This window comes from Pseudomonas sp. QTF5 (assembly GCF_000512695.2).
Taxonomy (GTDB): domain Bacteria; phylum Pseudomonadota; class Gammaproteobacteria; order Pseudomonadales; family Pseudomonadaceae; genus Aquipseudomonas.
In genome coordinates this window covers 1-24,406 of the sequence record NZ_AZRW02000033.1, presented here as the reverse complement: position 1 = coordinate 24,406, position 24,406 = coordinate 1, and the positions used below count along the sequence as shown (strand labels likewise).

The 24,406-nt window shown below is 56.6% G+C and carries 17 protein-coding genes; 14 read left to right on the top strand and 3 right to left on the bottom strand.

Annotated features, from left to right (window positions below; all coding sequences use genetic code 11):
• Nucleotides 1-5 precede the first annotated feature (5 nt).
• From IC37_RS21700 to IC37_RS21650, 11 genes are all read left to right on the top strand, one after another.
• Entirely contained in the window at nucleotides 6-404 is a 399-nt protein-coding gene (locus tag IC37_RS21700; protein ID WP_081729425.1) for a TIGR03750 family conjugal transfer protein, read from the top strand.
• On the top strand, nucleotides 401-1,084 hold the full coding sequence (locus IC37_RS21695) for a PFL_4703 family integrating conjugative element protein (RefSeq protein WP_030132240.1): 684 nt from the start codon (nucleotides 401-403) through the stop codon (nucleotides 1,082-1,084). The genes IC37_RS21700 and IC37_RS21695 overlap by 4 nt, the downstream gene beginning before the upstream one ends.
• Nucleotides 1,081-1,968, top strand: a complete 888-nt coding sequence (locus IC37_RS21690) for a TIGR03749 family integrating conjugative element protein (protein ID WP_095920377.1) — start codon at nucleotides 1,081-1,083, stop codon at nucleotides 1,966-1,968. The genes IC37_RS21695 and IC37_RS21690 overlap by 4 nt, the downstream gene beginning before the upstream one ends.
• Nucleotides 1,958-3,394: a TIGR03752 family integrating conjugative element protein gene (locus tag IC37_RS21685; protein ID WP_030132242.1), complete on the top strand. Its 1,437-nt coding sequence runs from the start codon at nucleotides 1,958-1,960 to the stop codon at nucleotides 3,392-3,394. Before IC37_RS21690 ends, IC37_RS21685 begins: the two co-directional genes overlap by 11 nt.
• Nucleotides 3,372-3,797: a TIGR03751 family conjugal transfer lipoprotein gene (locus IC37_RS21680; protein WP_030132243.1), complete on the top strand. Its 426-nt coding sequence runs from the start codon at nucleotides 3,372-3,374 to the stop codon at nucleotides 3,795-3,797. The genes IC37_RS21685 and IC37_RS21680 overlap by 23 nt, the downstream gene beginning before the upstream one ends.
• Entirely contained in the window at nucleotides 3,797-6,646 is a 2,850-nt protein-coding gene (locus IC37_RS21675) for a conjugative transfer ATPase (RefSeq protein ID WP_030132244.1), read from the top strand. Before IC37_RS21680 ends, IC37_RS21675 begins: the two co-directional genes overlap by 1 nt.
• Nucleotides 6,647-7,058: 412 nt before the next feature.
• Nucleotides 7,059-7,553, top strand: a complete 495-nt coding sequence (locus IC37_RS21670) for a JAB domain-containing protein (RefSeq protein WP_030132245.1) — start codon at nucleotides 7,059-7,061, stop codon at nucleotides 7,551-7,553.
• Between the two features lie 224 nt (nucleotides 7,554-7,777).
• Nucleotides 7,778-8,680, top strand: coding sequence for a TIGR03756 family integrating conjugative element protein (locus IC37_RS21665; RefSeq protein WP_256580783.1), 903 nt, complete (start codon nucleotides 7,778-7,780; stop codon nucleotides 8,678-8,680).
• Nucleotides 8,677-10,083: an integrating conjugative element protein gene (locus IC37_RS21660; protein ID WP_051414905.1), complete on the top strand. Its 1,407-nt coding sequence runs from the start codon at nucleotides 8,677-8,679 to the stop codon at nucleotides 10,081-10,083. The genes IC37_RS21665 and IC37_RS21660 overlap by 4 nt, the downstream gene beginning before the upstream one ends.
• A gap of 2 nt (nucleotides 10,084-10,085) precedes the next feature.
• Entirely contained in the window at nucleotides 10,086-10,418 is a 333-nt protein-coding gene (locus IC37_RS21655) for a hypothetical protein (RefSeq protein WP_051414906.1), read from the top strand.
• A gap of 17 nt (nucleotides 10,419-10,435) precedes the next feature.
• Nucleotides 10,436-11,944 carry a conjugal transfer protein TraG N-terminal domain-containing protein gene (locus tag IC37_RS21650; protein WP_030132249.1) on the top strand — a complete coding sequence of 503 codons (1,509 nt, stop codon included), beginning with the start codon at nucleotides 10,436-10,438 and terminating at the stop codon, nucleotides 11,942-11,944.
• A gap of 6 nt (nucleotides 11,945-11,950) precedes the next feature.
• On the opposite strand, the gene IC37_RS31030 is transcribed toward IC37_RS21650, so the two are convergent.
• Nucleotides 11,951-12,304 carry a DUF3742 family protein gene (locus IC37_RS31030; protein ID WP_051414907.1) on the bottom strand — a complete coding sequence of 118 codons (354 nt, stop codon included), beginning with the start codon at nucleotides 12,302-12,304 and terminating at the stop codon, nucleotides 11,951-11,953.
• Nucleotides 12,305-12,517: 213 nt separating this feature from the next.
• Here IC37_RS31030 and mobH point away from each other — a divergent pair, with 213 nt between their 5' ends.
• Both mobH and IC37_RS21635 read left to right on the top strand, forming a co-directional pair.
• Nucleotides 12,518-14,317: a MobH family relaxase gene (mobH, locus tag IC37_RS21640; RefSeq protein WP_030132251.1), complete on the top strand. Its 1,800-nt coding sequence runs from the start codon at nucleotides 12,518-12,520 to the stop codon at nucleotides 14,315-14,317.
• 246 nt (nucleotides 14,318-14,563) lie between these two features.
• On the top strand, nucleotides 14,564-14,836 hold the full coding sequence (locus IC37_RS21635; protein WP_030132252.1) for a hypothetical protein: 273 nt from the start codon (nucleotides 14,564-14,566) through the stop codon (nucleotides 14,834-14,836).
• 66 nt (nucleotides 14,837-14,902) lie between these two features.
• On the opposite strand, the gene IC37_RS21630 is transcribed toward IC37_RS21635, so the two are convergent.
• Nucleotides 14,903-15,769 carry a DNA/RNA non-specific endonuclease gene (locus tag IC37_RS21630; RefSeq protein WP_030132253.1) on the bottom strand — a complete coding sequence of 289 codons (867 nt, stop codon included), beginning with the start codon at nucleotides 15,767-15,769 and terminating at the stop codon, nucleotides 14,903-14,905.
• 496 nt (nucleotides 15,770-16,265) lie between these two features.
• On the opposite strand from IC37_RS21630, the gene IC37_RS21625 reads away from it, so the two are divergent.
• Nucleotides 16,266-17,372: a helix-turn-helix transcriptional regulator gene (locus IC37_RS21625; RefSeq protein WP_030132254.1), complete on the top strand. Its 1,107-nt coding sequence runs from the start codon at nucleotides 16,266-16,268 to the stop codon at nucleotides 17,370-17,372.
• A 307-nt stretch (nucleotides 17,373-17,679) separates the two neighbouring features.
• Here the strand turns inward: IC37_RS21625 and IC37_RS30795 are convergent, their stop codons facing one another.
• Nucleotides 17,680-23,811: a calcium-binding protein gene (locus IC37_RS30795; protein WP_143519234.1), complete on the bottom strand. Its 6,132-nt coding sequence runs from the start codon at nucleotides 23,809-23,811 to the stop codon at nucleotides 17,680-17,682.
• Between the last annotated feature and the right edge of the window lie 595 nt (nucleotides 23,812-24,406).

Genomic DNA, 24,406 nt, shown 5'->3' with positions numbered 1-24,406 from the left:
ACATCATGGAATCCATTTATCAGAATACGCCTGAGGGCACCGTCACCTTCCTTCCCCATCGCCTGAACCGACAGCCCATCGTCGTTCGAGGACTGACCGCTGATGAACTCTGGATATGTACAGGATTGTCAGCAAGCGCAGGACTCGCACTAGGGATTCCTGTGGCTTGGCTGGCAAGCAGTATTGCAGTGATACCCACCTCCATCGTGCTGTCGATTGCCGCAGGCCTGTTCATTGGTGGCGGCTTGTTACGACGTAAAAAACGTGGTCGCCCTGGGACATGGCTGCATCGACAGATCCAGTGGTGGTTGGCCAATCACTACCCTCGATTGGCCTGTCAGTTGGGCACGCATGAACTGATCACCCACTCCGGGCACTGGTCGACACGGCGAGGTGGCGCATGAGCCGGTTCAAAAACGAGGTACTGCACCTGCAATCCCACGTGAAGACGCTGCGTCTAATCTCCGCAGCCCTATTCATCATAGTTCTGGGGCTGGGTGCGGGTTGGTGGAGTGCACCACGTGATCTGACAATCCATGTGCCACCAGATTTGCGATCCGGCAGTACCCGCAAGTGGTGGGAAGTACCACCCGAGTCCGTTTACGCATTCACCTTCTACATATTCCAGCAACTCAACCGCTGGCCCGCCGATGGCGAGGAAGACTACAGCCGAAACCTGCAATCACTGAAGGCGTACCTCACGCCAGAATGTCGCTCATTTTTCCAACATGACTATGACCAACGGCGCCGATCAGGCGAGCTGCGAAAACGAGTGCGGGGCTTATACGAAATTCCCGGCCGCGGTTATGGGGATGATCCAGAAACGCGTGTGAAAGTGGTTTCGGATCGAGATTGGATTGTCACCCTGGACGTCAATGCAGACGAATACTACGGTGCCGAACAGATCAAACGCGCACTCGTTCGCTACCCCATCAAGGTGGTACGTCTGGACATCGACCCAGAACTCAATCCATTCGGCCTCGCACTGGACTGCTACGACGGCTCCCCCCAACGCATCGTAATGCCGACAACCTCCTCACCTGCCTCTCGGAATCAGGATCGTCCATTGGGAGATGCCTCATGAAGCCGTTGCTGATTTCTGTTTCCTTAGGACTCGCCCTCAACCTCTGTACTGCAACAAGCCAAGCCGTGGAAGTCATGCGCTGGGAACGTCTGCCATTGGCTGTTCCCTTGCTGGTTGGCCAGGAGCGCGTGGTGTTTGTCGAACGTAATGTACGTATTGGGGTACCAGCCTCGCTGGGTGACAGGTTGCGTGTGCAAAGTGCGGCGGGGACGGTTTACCTACGAGCCAATGAACCGATCGAGCCTACGCGCCTGCAACTACAAGACGCCGTTACTGGCGAGCTGATCCTGCTGGACATCGTCGCCGAACCTGCCCACAACGGACAGCCGCAGTTAGAACCCATCAGAATCGTTGAACAACCCACTGGGCAACAGCACAAGGTGGCAGATAGTCCAACATCTGCTGGGCAGTCCAAAGAGCAGTCGCAACGAACACCCGTGCCGGTGGTTCTGACACGCTACGCCGCTCAAAACCTGTACGCGCCGCTGCGCACGGTCGAACCTTTGCCTGGTGTTCGACGGGTCAACCTACCACCCGACTTTTCGCTCGACCTGCTGCTTCCGAGCCTGCCGATTGCCGCCAGGGCTCTTGCAGCGTGGCGTCTTGATGAATATTGGGTGACAGCCATCCAATTGACCAATCAAACCGTTTCGACTGTCGATCTGGATCCTCGTTTGTTACTGGGGGATTTTACGACAGCCACCTTCCAACATCACCACTTGGGCCCCAAAGGCACGTCGCTAGACACCACAGTGCTTTACCTGACAACCCGAGGACGCGGCCTTGCGCAGTCTTTGCTGCCGACCATCAGTCCTGTCGACGCAGCCCTCAACCTGCCCCGTGCCGAACCGGAGACAACCGTGGAGCAAAACCATGAAAAGTAATGGGCTGCTCAAATGGTTGATGATCCCGATGGTGCTACTGCTGTTGCTGGTTTTGGTGAAACTGCTGCCCAGCAACAGCGTCTCGCCATCCGGTCCGGTCGACAATGAAAACCAACTCACTGTCGAAGAGATGAAAGCCCTTGGCCTTGAGGGCGATACGCCGAGCGATACCGTTGCCACTTTGGTGGCGCAGGTCAGGCAATTGCGTGGCGAACTGAAGAAGTCGCTCAACGAAACAGATCAGCGTGGTGCAGGATCGGAACAGCTGCGCCAGTTTGAAGACACGCTCGAACAACGTATTCAGTTCGCCCTGGAGAAAGAACGTCAGCGCATGCAGGAAGAGCGTGTCGCTTCTAGCCGCGACGACCTAAATGCCCAAAGTCTGCTGCAGGATCTTCAACGACAATTGGATAGCCTGAACCAAAAGGACAACAACCTGGATCTGCCAGTGGGCTTGGGCCTACAGGAAGGTGATAGACAAGGTTTCCATGGCGGTATGCGCTGGATTGAACCAGATGATGCAAAACCTAAAGACGCTACCGGATCGTCTGCCGAACAGGAGCTCACCTTTCCGGCACGTTTTGGCCCTGCGCAAAAAACACTGGGCGATGTTGCAGAATCCATGGCAACCACCGCCTCCCGGGACTTGGGCGTCTCAGCGGTAAAACCGACTTACACGGTACCGCCGAATGCAACGCTGATGGGGTCAGTTGCCATGACAGCGCTCATCGGCCGAGTGCCCATCGATGGAACCGTCAATGATCCTTATCCATTCAAGATCCTGATCGGGGCCGACAACCTGACGGCCAATGGCATTGATCTGCCTGAGGTTGCTGGTGCGGTGGTCAGTGGCACTGCATCAGGGGACTGGACACTGTCTTGCGTCAGGGGGCAAATCCGCTCCGTTACCTTTGTCTTTCAGGACGGCACCATCCGAACCTTGCCGGGAGACAGTGGCAACGAATCCCGCAGCGACTCCCAAAACTCATCGAACAGTGGTGCCATTCAAGAAGGCCTGGGCTGGATCAGCGATCGGCACGGCATTCCCTGCGTCGCCGGCAAACGCCGAAGCAATGCTCAGCAATACCTCGGCTCCCAGGCATTGATCACCGCCGCCGGCGTCGGTGCGGCCTCTTTGATCAAGTCCGACGGTAGCACCGTCTATGCCGGCAACAACGGAAGTTCATTGGGCACTGTCGGCATCTCCGGAAGTGAAGCCATGAACCGACTACTCGCCAGTGGCGTGCAAGACATCTCGCAATGGGTCAACAAGCTCTATGGTCAAGCCTTTGCCGCCGTCTACGTCGAGCCCGGTGCCCAAGTTGCCGTGCACATCGAACAACCCCTCACCCTCGACTACGACGCCAAGGGGCGCAAGGTCGATCACACCCTTGGAGGTCGCCATGTCACCACGGATCTGGATTGAAACGATGACGGTCGCGCTGATCGCGGCCGCAATAACTGGCTGTGCGACGAACACCGAAGAACTGCTCAGCCATGACGGCAGCACGATGATGGATGTCTGGAACCAACAAACCAGCGGCACACAGAATGGACAAGCCGCTCTACAACTGCTCGACGCACGGCAAGCGTTGAGACGACCTCTGACGGAACCGCTGGTCCCATCTTCGAAGACGTCTTACACCCGCACCGCTCAAAACGAAATTCAACGCCAATTTCATCGCCTGCCCAACCCGGATTTGGTGATGTACGTCTTTCCTCATCGGGCTGGGACAGAGGCAGTACCCGTGCCTGGCTACAGCACTGTCTTTTCGCTGCATCAGCGTGTGCAATACGCCATGCCGGGCGAACGTCTGGAGGACTATTAATGGCTTGGTTTTCTCAGTGGAAACGTGAGCAACAATCACAGGAACCCGCAGAACAGGATACCTGGGATCGATACACCGCCAGACTTGCCGAAAACGGTATCCCCGAGCCTTGTATGCAACACAGCAAACCGGCGACCGAAGCCGACGACCATGCGTTCTATGGCATCGCATCGTCCTTTGTGGATCGCCTGCCGTGGGTCGAATACCTACCACTGTCGCAGTGCATGCTGCTGGAGGACGGTGTGTCTGTCGCAGCCTTCTTCGAGCTGACACCACTGGGAACAGAGGGTCGAGAAAGTGCTTGGCTGCTACAAGCCCGCGACACCCTAGAGAACGTTTTGCAGGACAGTTTCGACGAACTCGACGACAACCCATGGGTAGTGCAGCTCTACGCCCAGGATGAAATCAACTGGGACGCTTACTTGCATACGCTGGGTCAATACCTCCAGCCGCGTGCTCGTGGCAGCGCCTTCAGCGAATTCTATCTGCGATTCTTTGCTCACCACCTCAATGCCATTGCCAAGCCCGGCGGACTTTTCGAAGACACTACCCTCACCCGCTTGCCCTGGCGAGGACAGAACCGACGTGTGCGCATGGTGGTGTACAGACGCGCGCTTAACTCTGCTTCGTCAAGACGAGGCCAGTCCGCAGAACAGGCCTTGGGGATTGTATGCGAGAGACTGACCGCGGGATTGACCAATGCCGGTATCAAGACTCAACGACTTGGTGCAGGTGACATCCATGACTGGCTACTGCGCTGGTTCAATCCCAACCCGACGCTACTCGGTTCCACAGCCGCTGATCGAGAGCGGTTCTACCGGTTGGCCGCTTACCCCGAAGAAACTGAAGCAGGCGAAATTGAACTGGCCAGCGGCACCGACTTCTCCCAGCGTCTGTTCTTCAGCCAACCGCGATCTGACGCAGCTCAAGGTGCTTGGTACTTCGACGGCATGCCCCACCGGGTCATGCTGATGGATCGGCTACGCAACGTTCCTCACACCGGCCACCTGACCGGCGAAACACGCAAAGGGGACGCGATCAACACCTACTTTGACCAGATGCCCGAAGACACCATGATGTGTCTGACGCTGGTTGCCACGCCTCAGGACGTTCTGGAGGCCCACCTCAACCACCTGAGTAAAAAGTCTGTTGGCGAAACTCTGGCCTCAGAGCAAACACGCCAGGATGTCCATCAAGCCCGATCAATTATTGGCAGCTCCCATAAGCTCTACCGTGGATCACTGGCTTTCTACCTGCGCGGTAAAAACATCGCGGAACTAGACGCACGCGGCATGCAATTGGCCAACGTGATGCTCAATGCAGGCTTGCAACCGGTACGTGAAGAGGATGAAGTTGCACCGCTCAATAGCTACCTGCGCTGGTTGCCTTGCGTCTTTGATCCTGCCAAGGACAAACGTCAGTGGTACAGCCAACTCATGTTCGCGCAACACGCAGCCAATCTGGCCCCGGTCTGGGGACGCTCTCAGGGCACGGGGCACCCGGGCATCACTTTCTTCAACCGAGGGGGTGGCACGCTCTCCTTCGATCCACTGAACCGACTCGATCGACAGATGAATGCACATCTGTTTTTGTTCGGCCCGACAGGCTCCGGAAAATCCGCAACCCTCAACAACATCCTGAACCAGATCACTGCCATCTACCGGCCGCGGTTGATCATCGTCGAGGCAGGTAACTCCTTCGGCCTGTTTGCCGAGTTTGCTAAACGCCTGGGCCTGACTGTGCACCACGTCAAGCTGTCGCCGGGTGCTGGCGTTAGCCTGGCACCCTTCGCAGATGCTCGCCGTTTGGTGGAAACACCCGATGAGATCGAGACCTTGGATGCCGATCGGCTTGACGAGTCCACGGCGCAGGTCGAGGGCGATGAACAGCGTGATGTCTTGGGCGAACTGGAGATCACCGCGCGTCTGATGATCACCGGCGGCGAAGACAAAGAAGAAGCACGCCTTACCCGAGCGGATCGCAGTCTGATTCGTCAGAGCATTCTGGATGCGGCACAACGCTGTGCCAGTGAACATCGAACGGTCCTGACACAGGATGTTCGTGATGCGCTGCGTGAACGAGGTACGGACAACGGCCTACCGGAGGGTCGCCGTACGCGCCTTCTGGAAATGGCCGAGGCGATGGATCTGTTCTGCCAGGGATTGGATGGAGAGTTGTTCAATCGTCCGGGTACTCCGTGGCCAGAAGCCGACATCACCATTGTCGATCTGGCCACCTTCGCTCGCGAAGGCTACAACGCTCAACTCTCGATCGCGTACTTGTCACTGCTCAACACCGTCAACAATATCGCTGAACGTGACCAGTTTCTGGGGCGTCCGATCATCAACGTCACCGATGAAGGACACATCATCACCAAGAACCCACTGCTCGCTCCCTATGTGGTCAAGATCACCAAGATGTGGCGAAAATTGGGAGCCTGGTTCTGGCTGGCCACCCAAAACCTCGATGATCTGCCCAAAGCCGCCGAACCGATGTTGAACATGATCGAGTGGTGGATCTGCCTGAGCATGCCACCGGACGAAGTGGAGAAGATCGCAAGATTCCGGGAACTCAGCCCTGCTCAGAAAGCCCTGATGATGTCGGCGCGTAAGGAATCTGGGAAGTACTGCGAGGGTGTCGTGCTTTCAAAATCGATGGAAGCGCTGTTCCGCGCCGTACCTCCAAGTCTTTACCTCGCCATGGCGATGACCGAGCCGGAGGAAAAAGCAGCGCGATTCAAGCTCATGCAGGAACTGGGCATCAGTGAGCTGGATGCGGCAATTCGTATGGCAGAAGACATAGACCGAGCTAGAGGAATAGAACCGTTGCGGTTTGAGAACAATGATTAGCCGTCTACGTTGTGACACACCATTTGAGTGCATGAGGAGCTCATGCACTCAAATTGGATCGACTGGCACAGCTACGATTGTTTATTTGAACATGATCCAACAAAGTGGGGATATCGCGTTACCGTTTAAATACCGACTCCGGCATGCATCTGCTCGACAATCAGCCGCAGAGCAAATTGTTGCTTGCTGATCCCGTCAGCGACATGCCCAGGTAGCCATGGTCTTAAAGGCTACGGCGCAGCTTTGCTGTGTTGATCAACGCGAATCGCTCAGCATCCATTGTGCGAACGGCTCCCGCTTAGGCGGGGTTGGATGCATCTATTTCCCAGCTCTCTGAGCTCAATCTCATCACCACTCCCTCGGGGTTCCTACCCCTCGGGACGGGAGCCTCTTTTCGTCACAGGAGTCTCCCATGACAACAATTTTCCCCACGCTTACCCCGTCAGCATCAAAAAACAGTTCAAGACACAGCGAGAACCTGATGATTCAGCAGGCCATTTCAATGCTGGAACAGCGCATGTTCAAGCGTGGCCCCTACCTTCAAAGGCCCAAAGATGTATGTGACTACTTGCGCCTCAAACTCGCGGGTGAAATTCAGGAGGTGTTCGCCGCGATTTTTCTCGATTCACGTCACCGAGTGGTGGCGTACGAACCGCTTTTCTACGGCTCCATTGAATCGGTGGCCGTCTACCCAAGAAGGATTCTACAGAGAGCTCTCGAATACAATTGTGCTGCGATCATCGTCGCTCACAATCACCCATCTGGAGATACCACCCCAAGTGAGTGTGATGTGGATATCACCAAGGTTTTGAATGACCTTCTCCCCAAGATGAATGTGCGCTTTTTGGACCATTTCATCATCGGTAAGGGCGAGCCCTACTCTTTCGCAGAAGCCGGTCTCATCTGAACGACTGGTATAGCTGCCGCTCTGTGCAATGTGCTTATAAGCGCCCCTTAAGGGCGCTTTTTTCTGCTCTTGAGCACATGCTCAATACGGGTACCTCTTGTATCTGATTTTGACGAGCTACTGGCACAGGCCACTGATTCACTGCGCACATCGTCTCGCGCAGGATTAAACCAATGAACCACCGCCATTCAAAGGCTATTTGTCTCATTACCATTGCCACAGCGATGGGAGCGCCGTTGTCGGCATTGGCCCTCAATACAGCTACGATCACATCCTCCAGCCTATCCCCCGACTGCCTAGCCTATCGCGTGGTCGGCATCTGTTACTGGCTTTACTGCACCAATTTTGGTTGCAAAGTCAAAACCTCCCCGAAGGTTCGTCACTACGTACCTGATGCTGTGGTGTCGAGCTACAGCAACACCGGAGAAAATCCCTGGTCTGAAGTCAGCGTCATGAGTTCGACCAATACTTCCGCTCGTGGTGGCGGCGATGGTAGCGCTGGCATCAGCCACGAAAATGACCTCGCTAAATTCAAAAACGCCGATGTCATCGGCCATCCCGGTGGCGCAGCATTCAGCCAATTCGCTGGCCAGTCCGGATACGCCTGTCCAGGTGCCGGCAAGATCCTCATGCCGTATTTTCTCAGCACACTGGACAGCATCGCCTGGCGCCACAACATCCCCGAGCGGTTATTCCCCGAAGCATTCACTCCAGGTGTGCGAGAAATTGGCAGTCGCACCAGTGCGAATCTGTGGGGAGCGGTATATCCCCGTGGTGGATTCCTTCATGGCGTCGACGACTACAAAAGCGCGGCAGTTGTTGCTCAAAGAGCCGGCGACATCGTCACCCGCCGCGGCCAGATCCATGTTTATCAACCACTACTGGGCACCAAACAGGATGGGTACTGGCCAGCAGGCCCTCTTAAGGAAAGCAATCCCAGCACTGGGAAATGGCAGGAACTAGCTCCCAATCAATCTCAAACCTGCGCCGTATTTCCAAACAACCTTCCCCACGTTCAATCCCCTCGAGGCGACTATGCCTGGGCCCTCTGGCGCCCCTATAGCTGCTGCAAACGCGAGGGACAAATCTTCCTTGGGAGTACAGATTTCGCAGGAGCAAACGAATGAAAGCTGCCCACCTGCACGTTTCTACTTTGCGTCGATTCACAAACACCAAACTCCTAATCACCGCTCTGCTTCTCTCGACCACCACCGCACATGCAGCACAAACCCAACTGAACAAGGACGGCATTAATCACAATGGTTCAGTGATCGGCGACGACGTGCTCTACAGCATCGGCGGAGGACGCGCTGTGTCCATGAGTGGTGCTGCTGCCATGGACAGCATTACGGTTGGTGCTGGCTGGGACACCAATCTGATCTGCGGCGACATGAGCCTGAACACTACGCTGCAAAACCAACTGAACGGCGCCACTAGCGGCTTCAAGTCAATCATGGGCAACGTGATCCAAAACGCTACCAGCGCTGTGGCCTCCCTCCCCGCACTGATCATCCAGCGAGCCGACCCTGGCCTGTACAACCTGCTCACCAATGGCATCTTGCAAGCCCGACTCGATTTCGATCGCTCCAAATCTACTTGTCGCGCCGTTGCGGAACGCATGGCGAATGTCGCAGGCGGTCAGCTTGCTTGGGGCGAGTTAGCTGAAGGCATGGCACTCAGTAATACCGTCAAAAATCACGACGCCGTTGCGGCCGTCGAACAGGCTGAGAAACATCGAGGTAACAACGGCGTGCCCTGGGTCGGCGGCAGCTCGGCCGGAGGCAAAAGCCAACCCTCAGTCAAAGTGGTTTCTGATGTCACCCGCGCTGGTTTCAATTTGCTAAATGGCCGCGACGTCGGCAACCGCTCCCCCATCCCTAAAGACAGCTGCGGCAACCGCCTGAGCTGCCAGACCTGGTCTTCTCCGCAAGAGGCCGAGGCTTGGGCAACTCGGGTGCTGGGCGAGCGCGAACACCAGACGTGCGACAACTGCACCAAAACTCAAACCAAACCTGGCGTGGGCCTCACACCGCTAATCCAGGAAGAGTACGACACCAAGCTACAGATCCTTGAAGCGCTGGTGAAAGGCAGCAAGCCAACCTCAGCTGAACACCTGATGGCGGCCAGCAGCCAATCGCTACCCATTACCCGCGGCGTGATCGAAGCACTGCGCGATGAACCCGATCAGGACTTGCTGGCAAGACGTCTCGCTTCCGAAGTGGCGCTCTCCAGCGTCCTGGAAAAAGCGCTCCTGTTGCAGCGCACCCTAATGACCGGGCGCAAGGAACCCAACGTCGCTGCCAATCAACTGGCTCAGCAAGCCATCAACACCGAAAGCGAAGCCCTGACTCAGGAAATCAACAGCCTAAAAACCGAACTTGAGCTTCGCCGCACGCTGACAGGTAACTCCCCAATGATGTTGATCCAGCGCCAAAACAACCGCGCAGCTGGCTCTCGTGGTGTCTATCAGGGAGATCCCGTACGCAATCGTCTGGACCTGATCCAGCAAGCAACACCCAAGGATCAGTAACCATGAAACAACCCCAAACCCATCAAATACCCAAAAGTCAGCTCATCCTCTGGGCGCTACTGATCACCCTAGCGATTGTCGTCATTGGCTTGCTGGGCCTTGAAGCGGCCCACGACATAAACAGCTGGAGTCATTGGGTGAAGTCTCAAGCTACCGCGCTACTGATCTGGCGCCTGGCGCTGTATGGCGCCACCGCTTATGGCTGGTGTCGGATGCGTCAGCGCCTAACCGCTGAAGGAATCTCCACACAGCAGCACGACCGCTTGTTGTATGCCGAAATCGCAGCCGTGGTGGCCATTGCCCTGCTCGAACTGCACATCATCCGCCCAAACTGACGACCACGGACGATCCCATGACCCTCTATACCAACGATTACCTGGAGTATTACCTGACCCTGGTCGGGTGGATCGTCAACAACGGCATCTGGGAGCTGCTGGTCGCCAGCGGCGTGTTCGCCTTGCCCTTCCTTGCCATCATTCTCCAAGAGTGGCTCAGGGCACGAAGCGAAGGCGCCGATGAGGGCAACAAGGGCGTGCTGTCCTCATTGCGCATCGAGAACCGAGTATGGGCCGCCATCGTAGTGATTATGTTTGCGGGCATCCCCTTCTTCCAGGTGGACTTGAGCACGATCGAGTTCGACAGCACTCGCTCCACACAATGCCAAGTGAGCATCGCGACACCACAGGACACCCGCTGGTCCAATACCTTCACCACCCTCAACAATCAAAGTGCCAAGGTGCCTGTGTGGTGGTTCTTCATGCACTCACTCTCCAAAGCCATCACCGGCGGGTCCATTGCGGCAATTCCGTGTGGGACAGATCTGCGGCAGATGCGTATGGACATTGATGCAACACGAATCGACGACCCGATATTGGCTCAGGAAGTGGCTGACTTCAGTCAAGACTGCTACGGCCCCGCACGCGCCCGAATGTTCATGAACCGTCCCAACTTGAGCGACGAACAAATGGACGACATCAACTGGATTGGGTCAAAGCAACTGCTCAATGTTAGTGGTTACTACGATAGGTATCACTCAAAAACACCTCGCAACCGTTGGCCCTTCAACGCAGCACGAGATGCTGGGTTAACTCAGGTTCCCGGTGGCGGTGGTTACCCAACGTGCCGGCAATGGTGGTCAGATGTCGGCGTAGGTTTGCGAGCAAGGCTTGTGCAGCAGATCGACCCTAGTCTGCTAACCCGCCTCAGCAACTGGGCGCGCTTCCTGAGCAAAACCGAGTCTGATGACGCCGTCATTCGCTCCGTCGTATCCCCTCGTCAACAGACACTGAACCAAGGTCAGGTCTACTCCAGTTACGGTGGTCAGATCGACATGTCAGCATCCAACATCACTGCACGCGCAGCCTCCGACCTGGGCCTTACAGCCGGTTCGCTGGGCTTTTTCCCCGCGATGGATGTCGTCCGCCAAGCCCTGCCCATGGTGCTGTCATTCCTGAAGATGGCGCTGACCATTTGCATCCCATTGATCCTGGTCATCGGCACCTATGAACTCAAGGCCTTGGTGACCATCAGCTGCGTGCAATTCGCACTCTTCTTCGTGGACTTCTGGTTTCAACTGGCTCGTTGGATCGACAGCACCATTCTCGAAGCCCTCTACGGCTGGAACTCACCGCACAGCAATTTCAACGTGCTCATGGGCCTGAACAACTCGTTCGGCGACATGCTGTTGAACTTCGTGATGGGGACCATGTTCATCGTGCTGCCTGCGTTCTGGGTAGCTAGTTTGTCGTGGGTTGGTATTAACGCCGGCAATGCAATCCGAGGTTTGGGAGACGCTACCATCGACGCAAAAGGGGCCGGACGTGCAGGAGTTTCGAAGGTGACAGGAGCGCTGAATCGATAAGCACTTTCACTCGTCATCTTCGAAAAGTCGCCCGTAGTCTATGCGTGTGCCGTTCTCATAGTACCCATACCCTTCAGGTCCATCGCGCCAACCTGGCGCCTCATCATCTGTCTCCAGAAGACCGCTCCCAGCAACGAATACCACGATGGCAATGAGAGTTATCCAAAACGTGACATACAGCAGAGTAATTATGACGACAGCCTGTAGGGCCCATACAAAAACTCTAGCTAGAGTGGGTGGAATACCTGCACGTCGCAGCCAGGAGAAAACTCTATCCAGAAACCCCAAATAGCCCTTCCAGCAGCGTCCAAGCCATTCGCCCAGTCGTACTGCCCTCGTGGTCCGATCCTTCTCAGTCATCTATCACCCGCTCCCTGTCCATGAAAGCCTTCCGTCCATAAAAAGGGGGTCAATAGCTCACCCATTGACCCTAGCGACAACACAACAAACTGTCGCAGTCTCAAAAAGGTAAACGGAAAAAGGGAATGGGCCAAGGGAATGGAGCACAAGGGGAAAGGCCCTACCCAAAAAGAAGAAAAGGCTCTCAAATCGATCAAGCCAACAGGACAAATCATGTTCTCGCTGTTTCATCGCAAGCAACGATCAACCCAAACTGAAAACTCTCCCGAGGAGCAATCCCCATCACAAGGTTTGACTGCTCCGCAGTCAGCCGAGGCGCTGCTGGCGGCGCCCCGCCGGCAAAAACTGCTTGATCACATCTGGCAGCGAACAGCCCTCTCCCGTCCGCAGTTCAACAAACTGTACCTCGATCCCATCAAGCGCTATGCGGAACTGGTACAGCTTCTCCCAGCATCTGAGAGTCACCACCACGCATACCCCGGAGGAATGCTGGACCACGGCCTTGAGGTCGTTGCCTATGCCCTAAAGCTCCGTCAGTCACACCTACTACCCTCCGGTGCCCAACCGGAAACACAGATTGCTCAAGCCGAGGCTTGGACTGCCGGTATCGCCTACGGCGCTCTCGCCCACGACCTAGGGAAAATCGGCGTTGATCTTCACGTCGAATATGCAGACAGCACGGTCTGGCATCCGTGGCATGGCCCACTCTCCCGCCCCTACCGCCTACGCTATCGAAAGGACAGACAATATCGTTTACACGGTGCAGCTGCAGGCATGCTCATCTGCCAGCTTCTGAATCGTGACATCCTAGATTGGCTCTGCACATTCCCTGAGCTCTGGGCTTCACTTCTCTACAATCTGGCGGGTCAGTACGAGCATGCTGGAGAGCTAGGCTCGCTCGTCATGCAAGCCGACCAAGCATCAGTAGCCCAAGCGCTCGGTGGCGATCCGGGCAAAGCCCTGACAGCGCCTAAACACGCCCTACAGAGAAAGCTGCTCGAAGGTTTACGTTACCTCCTCAGCGAAGAACTCAAGCTCAACCAACCTCAAGCCTCTGATGGCTGGCTCACCCATGACGCTCTATGGCTAGTCAGTAAGACTGTCTCGGATAAACTGCGCGCTCATTTGCTGTCCCAAGGCATCGACGGCATTCCAGAAAAAAACACCGCCGTCTTCAACGTCCTGCAAGAGCACGGAATCGCTCAGCCCAGCTCCGATGGCAAAGCCATCTGGAAAGCCACCGTCACCAGTGAGAACGGCTGGACGCACAGCTTCACCTTCCTGAAGTTGTCCCCTGCACTGATATGGGAGGCAGGAGCGCGACCGACAGCATTTAGCGGCAGCGTCATCGTAGACGATACCGACTTGCCAACCATCCCCATGGGAAAAACCGATACAGCCTCAGTCGCACCCTCAGCGGCTGGAAACAAAACAGGCCCAGTTCGTTCGACACCGCCCCCATCACCACCAGACTCTGTCGATTTGCTGATGGACCTGTTCGGTACTCCTCCTCCCAACCTGGAGCAACCTGCTGACATCGAGAACGTTGAGCTGCCCACCGTAGATATACCGTCACCACCAGATCCCTCTGGAGACCATTTTATGCAGTGGTTTACCCAAGGCGTTCAGACACACCGCATCATCATGAATGACACAAAAGCCCTCGTTCATAGCGTCAATGACACGCTCTACCTGGTCACACCCGGGATCTTTCAGCGCTACGGTCAGGAGCATCCACACCTGGCTCGAATCGCAAAACAGGAAAACCTGTCTGATTGGCAGTGGATACAGAAACGCTTCGAGCAGATGAAGCTACATCGCAAGCAAACCAACGGCCTCAATATCTGGACATGCGAAGTCACAGGACCACGCAAGACCCGTCGACTGAATGGCTACCTGCTTAAATCACACGGTGGCCTCATGAATGAATTGGCACTCAACAATCCCTACCTGAAGATAGTAACGTCGAGCAGCATTGAGGAGCGGCCACGTACTTCAGGAAACACTCGGTAACCGGATTGTTGATTGACAGGGAGCGGCTAAGAAAGCAACTTAGACGCATGTTTTGCTGACATGTTCAGCTACATGCCAAGCCGTCAGGATCTTCGAGACGGCACTGCGGATCACCGCAGGATCCAACCAATGACCGCATAGCTTCCGGTAGCGCGGTCAGTCGACTGAGTCGATGGAAGCTACTTTTTCTAACCCACGACGGGCCTTCCCGTCGTGGGGGGCCTTTATAATTTTTTTGGAGGCCTTATGAAAATGGAACTGGCTCTGTATACGGCGTTAATTTCGATCAATGTCCCTGAGCCGAAAGCCCATGCAGTCATCGAAGCATTGGAGTCAGACATGCAAACCCTTCTCGCCACCAAGAGCGATCTCATGACTCTTGAACATCGGCTAACAGCGGAGATTGCTCAAGTACGTTCGGAGATTGCACATCTTGATGTCAAACTGACTGTTCGCATGGGAGTGATGCTGTCTGCGGCAGTCGGCATTTTGATTGCTGCCATGAAATTTATTCACTAAAATTCTGCAAACGCTGAATTTAATCGGAACCACCTGTCCTACGACAGGTGGTTTTTTTCATGCCTGTTAGTTACTGGCAACTGAATTTGTAGCGCATCCCATTTTCTGAGGCAGTTGTCCTCGCTTCGATTTCAGCTCTGTCTGAATGTGCTGTGGCAGACCGCTCCACAATGTCAGCCTCGAGCGCTCTTCAATCTCATTCACAGTCACTTGAAAATCGCAAAAGTTGGCTGAGCGCGGGGTGCTTTGCTCCATGATGAAGGCAGCGTACAGCCCGTTGGCAGGCGTACTGCCGGTGAAGATGACCTTCCAATAGCCGCTTGGAATCGTATGGACTTTACTTGTGCCTGGGAGCGAACCAATGTTCTTTTCGTACAATGGGCCCGTGGCCACATAAACTGCATCGACATCTGGCGCCTTGCTTAGGTTGCGCTCCTGATCCTCTAGACGAGCCCATGCGCCTTGGTTCAGGTCAGTTTTCTGAGGTGTGATGTTGGTAAGGTAGTTCAGAGTCTGCCAATCAGTTACACCGCCCATAGAGGCGAGGTTAGCCTGATGACCCCTGTCTATTTTCAGGGCGATGCTGGCTCCGTTGTAGTCGACCGGATTTAGTGTTTCTCCTGCAGGCACGTCGGGGTCGGTTTTCCAGTTTCGAGAGCGGCCGCTGGCTGGCGTTTCCTTTGTGATTTTGTAGGCGACCCAGTTTGCGAATTTCGTTGAGCCATTGTTGTTCAGGGTGTAAGCCTGACGGTTGAGCGTCAAGGCACTGCCGCCGGAAGGACAACCTACTGAACAGTTATCGACTGCTGAAGGCTGTGCCAGTTGGATTTGCTGGGATCGACCAGAAACGCCAATCGACTGAGGTGTCGTACACGCCCCTATCAATGGAATGATAAAGAGCGAGACCAGTTTTACTTTCAGCATTCCTTGCATCGAAAATTTCTCCTAGAAAATGACACCCAAGCATAAAGGTCAATTTCTAGCGAAACCACGACCCCATCCCTTTAAAGCATGTATAAAAAATACAGCCTTCTTAAGAAGTTACGGCCGATTCCGGCCAGTCACAGCAATCGGCCCAGAGTGTGTAAAAAATTGCGGTTACCGTCTTGAAAACTGCAACTCGTATGCATGTACCAATTCCAATGAATCGACCCTAGTTTCGTAGACATCTCCAAGCCTTGATGCTTAGTTGTGTCTATAAACTGCCACCAGCGGCCATCCATCGGAAAAGCCGGCTTGCAGCAGGGCTGCCGGGCAAGTGTTGCTGGCAACGCGCCACGCCAGGCTTGGGCGCAGGAGGTTTTTTCATCCCCCGCACAGCCCCTTCACCGACCACCGGCATTGCAGAAAGGTCGGCCATGAGCCATATGAAAGCGTAGCGCCCGCAAATTCGACGGCGCCACGCCAACCGCTAGCAGAGAGACTTGCCATGCCACGTCTGGATGAACAGAAGGTCTATGACGAATTGGTCGGCCTCTGTTATGAATGCGTGCTGGACGACTCAGCCTGGCGGCCACTACTCGAACTACTGGTCGCGGCGAGCGGGCGACAACAGGGCTTGTTGCTGTTTGCGGATTACCGCAAGAACGGCACTCATGCCTCCACCGCCCTCAACCTGTGCGACCCTGCCGCGATCGACGTCTACAACCGCCACTACTGCAATCTGGATCCGGGCCTTGTCCTCATCCGCTCCCACAAAGTGGGTGACTGGTACAACGACCTCATAGATTTCGGTCTCGAACGCATCCGGCACGACCCTTATTATCAGGAGTTCTACCTTCCCTACGGGTTGCATAACCTCTCCTGCGTCAAGCTGGAGGAACAGACCGACTCGGGCATTTACCTGACCGTGCTCAACGAGGTTGGCGCGCCCTTGCCAACCGTCCAACAGAATGCCCTGCTGCAGCGGGTTAGCCCGCACCTGCTCAAGGCCGCCAAATTGTCCAACAAGGTCAACCACCTGGAATTAGAACTGACCACACGCGACCTGCTGCTGGACCACCACCCCACCCCGCTCTGGCTGCTGGACGGCGACGGTCATGTACTTTATTGCAACCAGGCGGCGGCGCGACACATGAGCCAGAGCGCTTTCCCGCTCTACGAGAACTTCGCCCGCCTGCACAGCACGAACCAGGACACCAGCCTGCAGGCGCTAATCCGCCGCGCCGCCGGCAAGGACGGCAAGCGACACGCCAGCTGGCTGCGCCTCAACCCCACTCAGCAGCAGGAGCTGCTGATCACGCCGGTCCCGGCCGAAGTGGCCTTCAACCGCCTCTTCCAAAAACCACTGGTGCTGCTGGCACTGCTGGAAAACCAGCCACAATCCCAGCTGCTGGCTGAGCTCTTCCAACTCACCCCGGCCGAGCAGCGCCTGGCCGAACTACTGGCTCAGGGACTCACCCCGGAAAACTGTGCGGCTCGTTTGAGTGTGTCCATCAACACCGTGCGCACGCAACTGCGCGCTCTGTTTCGCAAGACCGACACCGAGCGGCAGGCCGAGCTGGTCAGCCTCTTCGCTCGTCTGCAGCAGCGTTAAAAATAGGCTCACCAACCCGCCATCCCCCCAAGATAACTCGCCCCCCTGAGGGGGTATACCGTTCCACGAGTGGATGAACAGTAGCGCTACGACGAACTTGAGTGCGGGCTGGACGAAAGCAAATGGACTGCTGGCTCAGGGGCTGCCCCTGGAAAGCTGCGCCGCGCGCTTGAACGTCTCCATCAACACGGTTCGGACCCAGCTGCGTGCACTGTTTCGCAAAACCGGCACCACCCGCCAGGCGCAACTGATCAACCTTTTTACCCGGTTGATCGGGGGCCTGTTTGTCCTCCAACCCGCTGCACCCTTAGACATACAGCTGCACATCGCTCGCCGTCAGGTTCGTCACGCCAGTCAGGGTCACCACCGCGACGGCGTTGCCGTTGGCTGCGCCGTCGACATCGTAATAGAGCGTTTGGTCATCCTGGTTGAATACCAGATGCGCCCCTGCCACCTCGTTTTGAGCGCCGCTGACGTTGGCCAACGACTCGGCGACGATCTGGCCCTGCAGGTTGAACAGCCCGCTGTTGAGCGCCAGTACGTCCTGGCCCTGGGTGAAGTCACTTACGCTGTCGAGATTACCGGCGCCGGGGACGGTGGAGAAGCGGAAGAAGTCGTTGCCCATTCCGCCTGTGAGTATGTCATTGCCCGTGCCGCCGTCCAGCGTATCGTTACCCGCCTGAGCGTCGATGCTATCGTTGCCAGCAAGGCCGTTGAGCGAATCGCTGCCACCGGCACCGAAGATGGTGTCGTCGCCGTTGGTAGCGCCGAAACCGGGCAAGGCGTAGCGGCTGATCTCGGTACCGTCAGCGAAGTGGAATGTCTGCACACCACCCTCGTAGCCATTACTACCGGTGGCGAACTGGCTGGAAACGGTCAGCGTCCTGCCGTTGGCGAATGTGACGATCAGGTCGTTACCGCTGCGCGACAACTGCAGGCTAGCCGGATCGATGCCAGAGGCGAACTCGACCATATTCGTGTCGGCGACCGTCGAGTTGTCTTTGGCATCATTGATGCGAAGGGAGCCAGTCCCATCGCCGACGCGGTAGGTGTCACTACCCAAGCCGCCAGACAGGGATAAGGAGACCCAATAGTCGCTATTCATCGAGCGAGTATCGAGGGTGTCGTTCCCATTTCCACCATTCAGAGACCCAAAACGATTACCGCTGGCTGTCAGCAGGTCGTCGCCGTCGTCACCGTTAAGCGACACATAGCCGAGACCGGTGGCAATCAGCGCATCGTTGCCATCACCGCCGTAAGCATTTTCATAAGCAGACCATGAGCCGTCGCCGACATCGAGCGTGTCGATGCCAGCACGGCCATACAGGGTATCAACGCCGTTGCCGCCGTTGAGCGTGTCGTCGCCGTCGCCGCCGTCCAGTGTGTCGTCGCCATCGTTACCGTTGAGGATGTCGTTACCGCCGAGACCGTTGATTTCCTCATTACGGGCATCGCCGTTGAGTGTGTCGTTCCCTGCGGTACCGTTGAGGATTGGCAAGTGATCGTAGATAACCGTTCTGTCCCACGTTGTACCATCGGCGAAGTGGAACATCTGCACACCACCTTCGTAGCCGTTACTACCGGTGGCAAACTGGCTGGAAACGGCCAGAGTCCTGCCGTTGGCGAAGGTGACGATCAGGTCATTACCGCTGCGCGACAACTGCAGGCTAGCCGGATCGATGCCAGAGGAGAACTCGACCATATTCGTGTCGGCGACCGTCGAGTTGTCTTTGGCATCATTGATGCGAAGGGAGCCAGTCCCATCGCCGACGCGGTAGGTGTCACTACCCGAGCCGCCAGACAGGGATAAGGAGACCCAATAGTCGCTATTCATCGAGCGAGTATCGAGGGTGTCGTTCCCATTTCCACCATTCAGAGACCCAAAACGATTACCGCTGGCTGTCAGCAGGTCGTCGCCGTCGTCACCGTTAAGCGACACATAGCCGAGACCGGTGGCAATCAGCGCATCGTTGTCATCACCGCCGTAAGCATTTTCATAAGCAGACCATGAGCCGTTGCCGACATCGAGCGTATCGATGCCAGCACGGCCATACAGGGTATCAACGCCGTTGCCGCCGTTGAGCGTGTCGTCGCCGTCACCGCCGTCCAGTGTGTCGTCACCATCGTTGCCATTGAGGATGTCGTTACCGCCGAGACCGTTGATTTCCTCGTTACGGGCATCGCCGTTGAGTGTGTCGTTCCCTGCGGTCCCGTTGAGGATTGGCAAGTGATCGTGGATAACCGTTCTGTCCCACGTTGTACCATCGGCGAAGTGGAACATCTGCACACCACCTTCGTAGCCATTACTGCCGGTGCCGAACTGGTTGGAAACGGTCAGCGTCCTGCCGTTGGCGAATGTGACGATCAGGTCGTTACCGCTGCGCGACAACTGCAGGCTAGCCGGATCGATGCCAGAGGCGAACTCGACCATATTCGTGTCGGCGACCGTCGAGTTGTCTTTGGCATCATTGATGCGAAGGGAGCCAGTCCCATCGCCGACGCGGTAGGTGTCACTACCCGAGCCGCCAGACAGGGATAAGGAGACCCAATAGTCGCTATTCATCGAGCGAGTATCGAGGGTGTCGTTCCCATTTCCACCATTCAGAGACCCAAAACGATTACCGCTGGCTGTCAGCAGGTCGTCGCCGTCGTCACCGTTAAGCGACACATAGCCGAGACCGGTGGCAATCAGCGCATCGTTGCCATCACCGCCGTAAGCATTTTCATAAGCAGACCATGAGCCGTCGCCGACATTGAGCGTGTCGATGCCAGCACGGCCATACAGGGTGTCAACGCCGTTGCCGCCGTTGAGCGTGTCGTCGCCGTCACCGCCATCCAGTGTGTCGTCGCCATCCCCGCCTTCCAGCAGATCCGCCCCGCCGTAACCTCGCAGGCTGTCCGCACCGCCAAAGCCGCGCAGAATGTCGTTACTCTCAGTGCCGTCGAGGATGTTGTTGTTGCCGTCACCGTCGAACAGGTTGGTCGCAGATACCACCCAGAACGAGGCACCGCTCGCAACCGACTCCGCCGTGCCGCCTTGGTCGATGTAGCGGGTCTGTGCGCGCACCTGCTGGCCGAGCTGGTCGGCGGTCAGGGTGACGCTGTCATCACTGGCGCCGGCGATTTCAGTCCAGGTATTGCCGTCGGCTGATACCTGCCAGTGGTAGCCGATAATACCCAGACCGTCTGCGTCGGCGAGCGTATTGGTGGCGGTGAGGGTCTGACCGACGACCGTCGTGCCGCTGACGACCACGCTGCCGGTCGGCGCATCGTTGACCGGTGTGACGTCGATGCTGAGGGTCTTGGCGTTAAGCGCGAAGGCGAGGCCGTCGCCTACCGTGAAGCCGATGCTGGCGTAACTATCACCGTTGCCATCCGGCGCTGGCACGAACTGGAGTTTGCCGGCGTCGAGGTCGGCTCGGCTAAGTACCTGATTCAAGGCCACCGCCACCCAGGCGCTACCGTTGTGGTATTGCAGGTTGCCGGCACCCGGCAGGGCTGTAATCTTCACCGAGGCCAGCGGGTTGCCATCTGGATCGCTGTAGCTGCCGAAGTCGCTCGCATGCAGCACCAACGGTGTGTCTTCGGGGGTGATCACGCTGTCGTCGGTCGAGGTCGGCGGCGTATTGGTCATGCCCAGAATCGTGGCAGGCGACCAGATCGTACCATTCGCAAAGCGGATCTCGTCGACCTGCGCCGACCCGCCGAGGAAGTAGTCGAGCACGCTGATGCTGTCGTTGGCATTCAGTGTCAGCAGCAGGTTGTCGCCGACCCGGCTGGCGGTCACCTGCGCGGGCACGATGTTGGTGTCGAATGAGATGGCGTCGAGATCACCAGCGGCGACGCTGCGGTTGTCGACCGTATCTGCGCCTTCACCAAGAGCGAAGCCATAGATGTCGTTGCCGGCTCCGCCGATCAGCGTGTCGTTGTCGTAGCTACCAAAAAGGCGATCATCACCGTCTCCACCGTCGAGATAGTCGACTCCGTGTTGTCCACCGAGTACGTCGTTGCCATCCTCGCCGAAAAGAATGTCGTTACCAACTGAACCATTCAGCAGATCATTCCCCATTCCGGCATGGAGTTGATCGTCGCCTGATGCGCCGTTCAGGTAGTCGTGACCATCGCCGCTGCTGATACTGTCATTCTGGCTGGTGCCGAAGAAAAAGCCGGCGCGCTGTTGGATTTCCGTGCGGTTCCATTCGGTACCGTCGGCAAAGCGGAAGACTTGCACGCCAGAACCTTCTCCTGTGTCTTGCGGATAGGGCAGCCCCATGCTGCCAATGAACAGACGATGGCCATTGGCAAACTCAATTACGATGTTGCCAGACGGGTTGAAGCTGTCTGCTGGTCTAACAAAAAGAAGATCAGCGGGATTAATGCCAGCGGCAAACTGTATGGTGTTGATTTCACCGAGCGTATTACTGTCGCTGATCGTGATGTCACCACTGCCGTCGACTAGGTAAGTGTCGTTGCCGCTGCCGCCACTCAGATTGACATAGCCACCGGTGTTACTCAGGTTGCGGGCGTCCAGAATGTCATCGCCCGCCTCGCCAAACAGAAAACTGCCGCTCTGGCTATTGCCAGCCACCAAGGTGTCGTCGCCGGTATCACCCCAGAGGTAGTCGAGACCACCGCCACCTTGTAATAGGTCGTTGCCGTCCCCGCCATAGAGCGTGTCGTTGCCGGCACCACCATTGAGGTTATCGTTTCCACCGCCTCCGCTGAGTTGATTGTTGCCGCTGCTGCCGAGGATCAAGTTGTCGCCCGCATTCCCGGTTCCATTTAGGTTGGCCGAGCCGGTCAGGGTCAGGTTTTCAACATTTATGCCGAGCGTATAGCTGATCGAGGTCTGTACCGTGTCCGTACCTTCGCCGACAGCTTCGTTGACCTGGTCGCCGGCGCTGTCGACCACATACAGGTCGTCCCCCGTGCTGCCATACATCACGTCATCACCCACGCCGCCGTCGAGGGTGTCGTTACCTGCTTGGGCATAGATTTGATCGTTGCCGGCCAGCGCCTGAATAACGTCATCGCCATTACCACCGAAGAGCATATCGGGCCCATTGGTGGCAGCCACTTGTACGTTGGCGAGCAAGGTTGTCTTGTTCCAAAGGGTGCCATTAGCAAACTGGACCCGATCGATTTCGTAATCGGCGCCCAGATAAAAGTTTTTCAGGGTCAGGGTCTGTGAGGTCGCCAGCACCACCATCTGCAGGTCGTTGCCGGTGTGCACGAAGCTTACGTTGTTACTGTTAAGCCCCATTAGTTGCACGGTATCGACGTCGGCGCTGGCACCGCCACTGTTATCGATCACGTCGTTGCCATAGTTGGTGCCATAGAGGTAGGTGTCGTTGCCGCGGCGGCCAGCCAGAAAGTCATCACCGGCGCCACCATCGAGGAGGTTATTGCCGGTGTTGCCGGTCAGCTGGTTGGCCAACGCATTGCCGGTGCCATTGAGATTACTGCTGCCGGTGAGTTCGAGGTTTTCCAGGTTGGCGCCCAGGCTGTAATTCAGCGAAGCGCGGACGGTATCGTTACCGCCACCTGCCAGTTCGGAAACGCTATCGCCACTCTTATCGACGATGTAGGTATCGTCACCGCTACCGCCCGCCATGCTGTCGGCGCCAGCACCGCCGTCAAGCAGGTTATTACCGGTATTGCCGATCAGGGTGTTGGCCAGCGAGTTGCCGACGCCATTGATGTTGGCGCTGCCAGTCAGAGTCAGGCGCTCGACGTTGTTGCCCAAGGTGTAGTTGATACTGGCCTGGACCAGATCATCGCCGGCGTTGTTGGCCTCAACCACCACATCACCGGCGGCATCAACCACATAAGTGTCATTGCCCACGCCGCCTTCCATGCGGTCGTTGTCGCTGCCGCCGTCGAGCGTGTCATTACCGCCGTTGCCATACAGCGTATCGTCGCCACCCAGGCCGAGGAGACTGTCATCGGTGGGATTACCGTTGATCACGTCGGCGCCATCGGTCGGCACGACGGGCGGGTAATAGAGATTGGCCAGCATCACGCTGGCACTCCAACGGCTGCCGTCAGCGAACTGGATTCGGTCGATCGCGTGATCCGCATCGAGAAAGTTCTGGCTCACGGTGAGGGTCTCACCACTCGCCACAACGCTGAGCACCAGATCGTTGCCAATGCGGGTCAGGCGGATCTGGTTGGCATTGAGGTTGGTCAGCAGGAGGGTGTCGACGTCGTTGTTGACGCCACCGGAATTGTCGATCACATCGAAGCCATAGCCCAGGCCGAACCGATAGGTATCGCTGCCGCGTCCACCCACAAGCAGGTCATTGCCGGTGCCGCCGTCCAGCGTATCGTCACCACCGTTGCCGTAGAGTGTGTCGTTACCGCCTAGGCCATTGAGGGTGTCATTGCTAGCGCTACCCGTCAGGATATTGGCATTATCATTGCCATTTACAGTGGCCATGAGCAAACCCCTCTAGAGTTAATGGCATTTTGACGGTGTAAGTCTAATTCGCGGTAAATACCCAGCCATCATTCATTTGAATGACTCACTAAGCCTTTCGTCTGATGTCCCAACAGACCTGCAAATACCGCGCACAACTACCCCTCTCGCGCTGCGAATCAGTGGTGAATACATCGGAATGCAACACAGAGATGAAGCGAGGTGCAGCCGGTATTTAGGAAGAGCGCAAGATGGGCCTTGTCATACAAAAGACATCGTGATCGTCGCTCTCTCGCAGCGCCCGACGAGGCCATTCATGCACGCACAGCCGGCAATACTCGGAGCCGCGAGCTATTGCCATGAGCCTTCATTCAGTTGAGCAAGCGCGGGCATGCTCGGTGTCAGCCATACAAACGCATACCGCATGGTCAGTGACAGCCTGATCCCATCCGTTCGGCGTACAGGTATGAGCAAAGATGAACGCTGGTTGCGAAATGCCAAGACGCTGCGGGTGGAAGTTGAGGATGAGGTGATCCGTCCTTATGCCCATACGTCCCCCGGTGTCAGGATAGTTGTCGCCTCTCCGATTTTTCCTGAAAAAGCATATCGGGGGCGG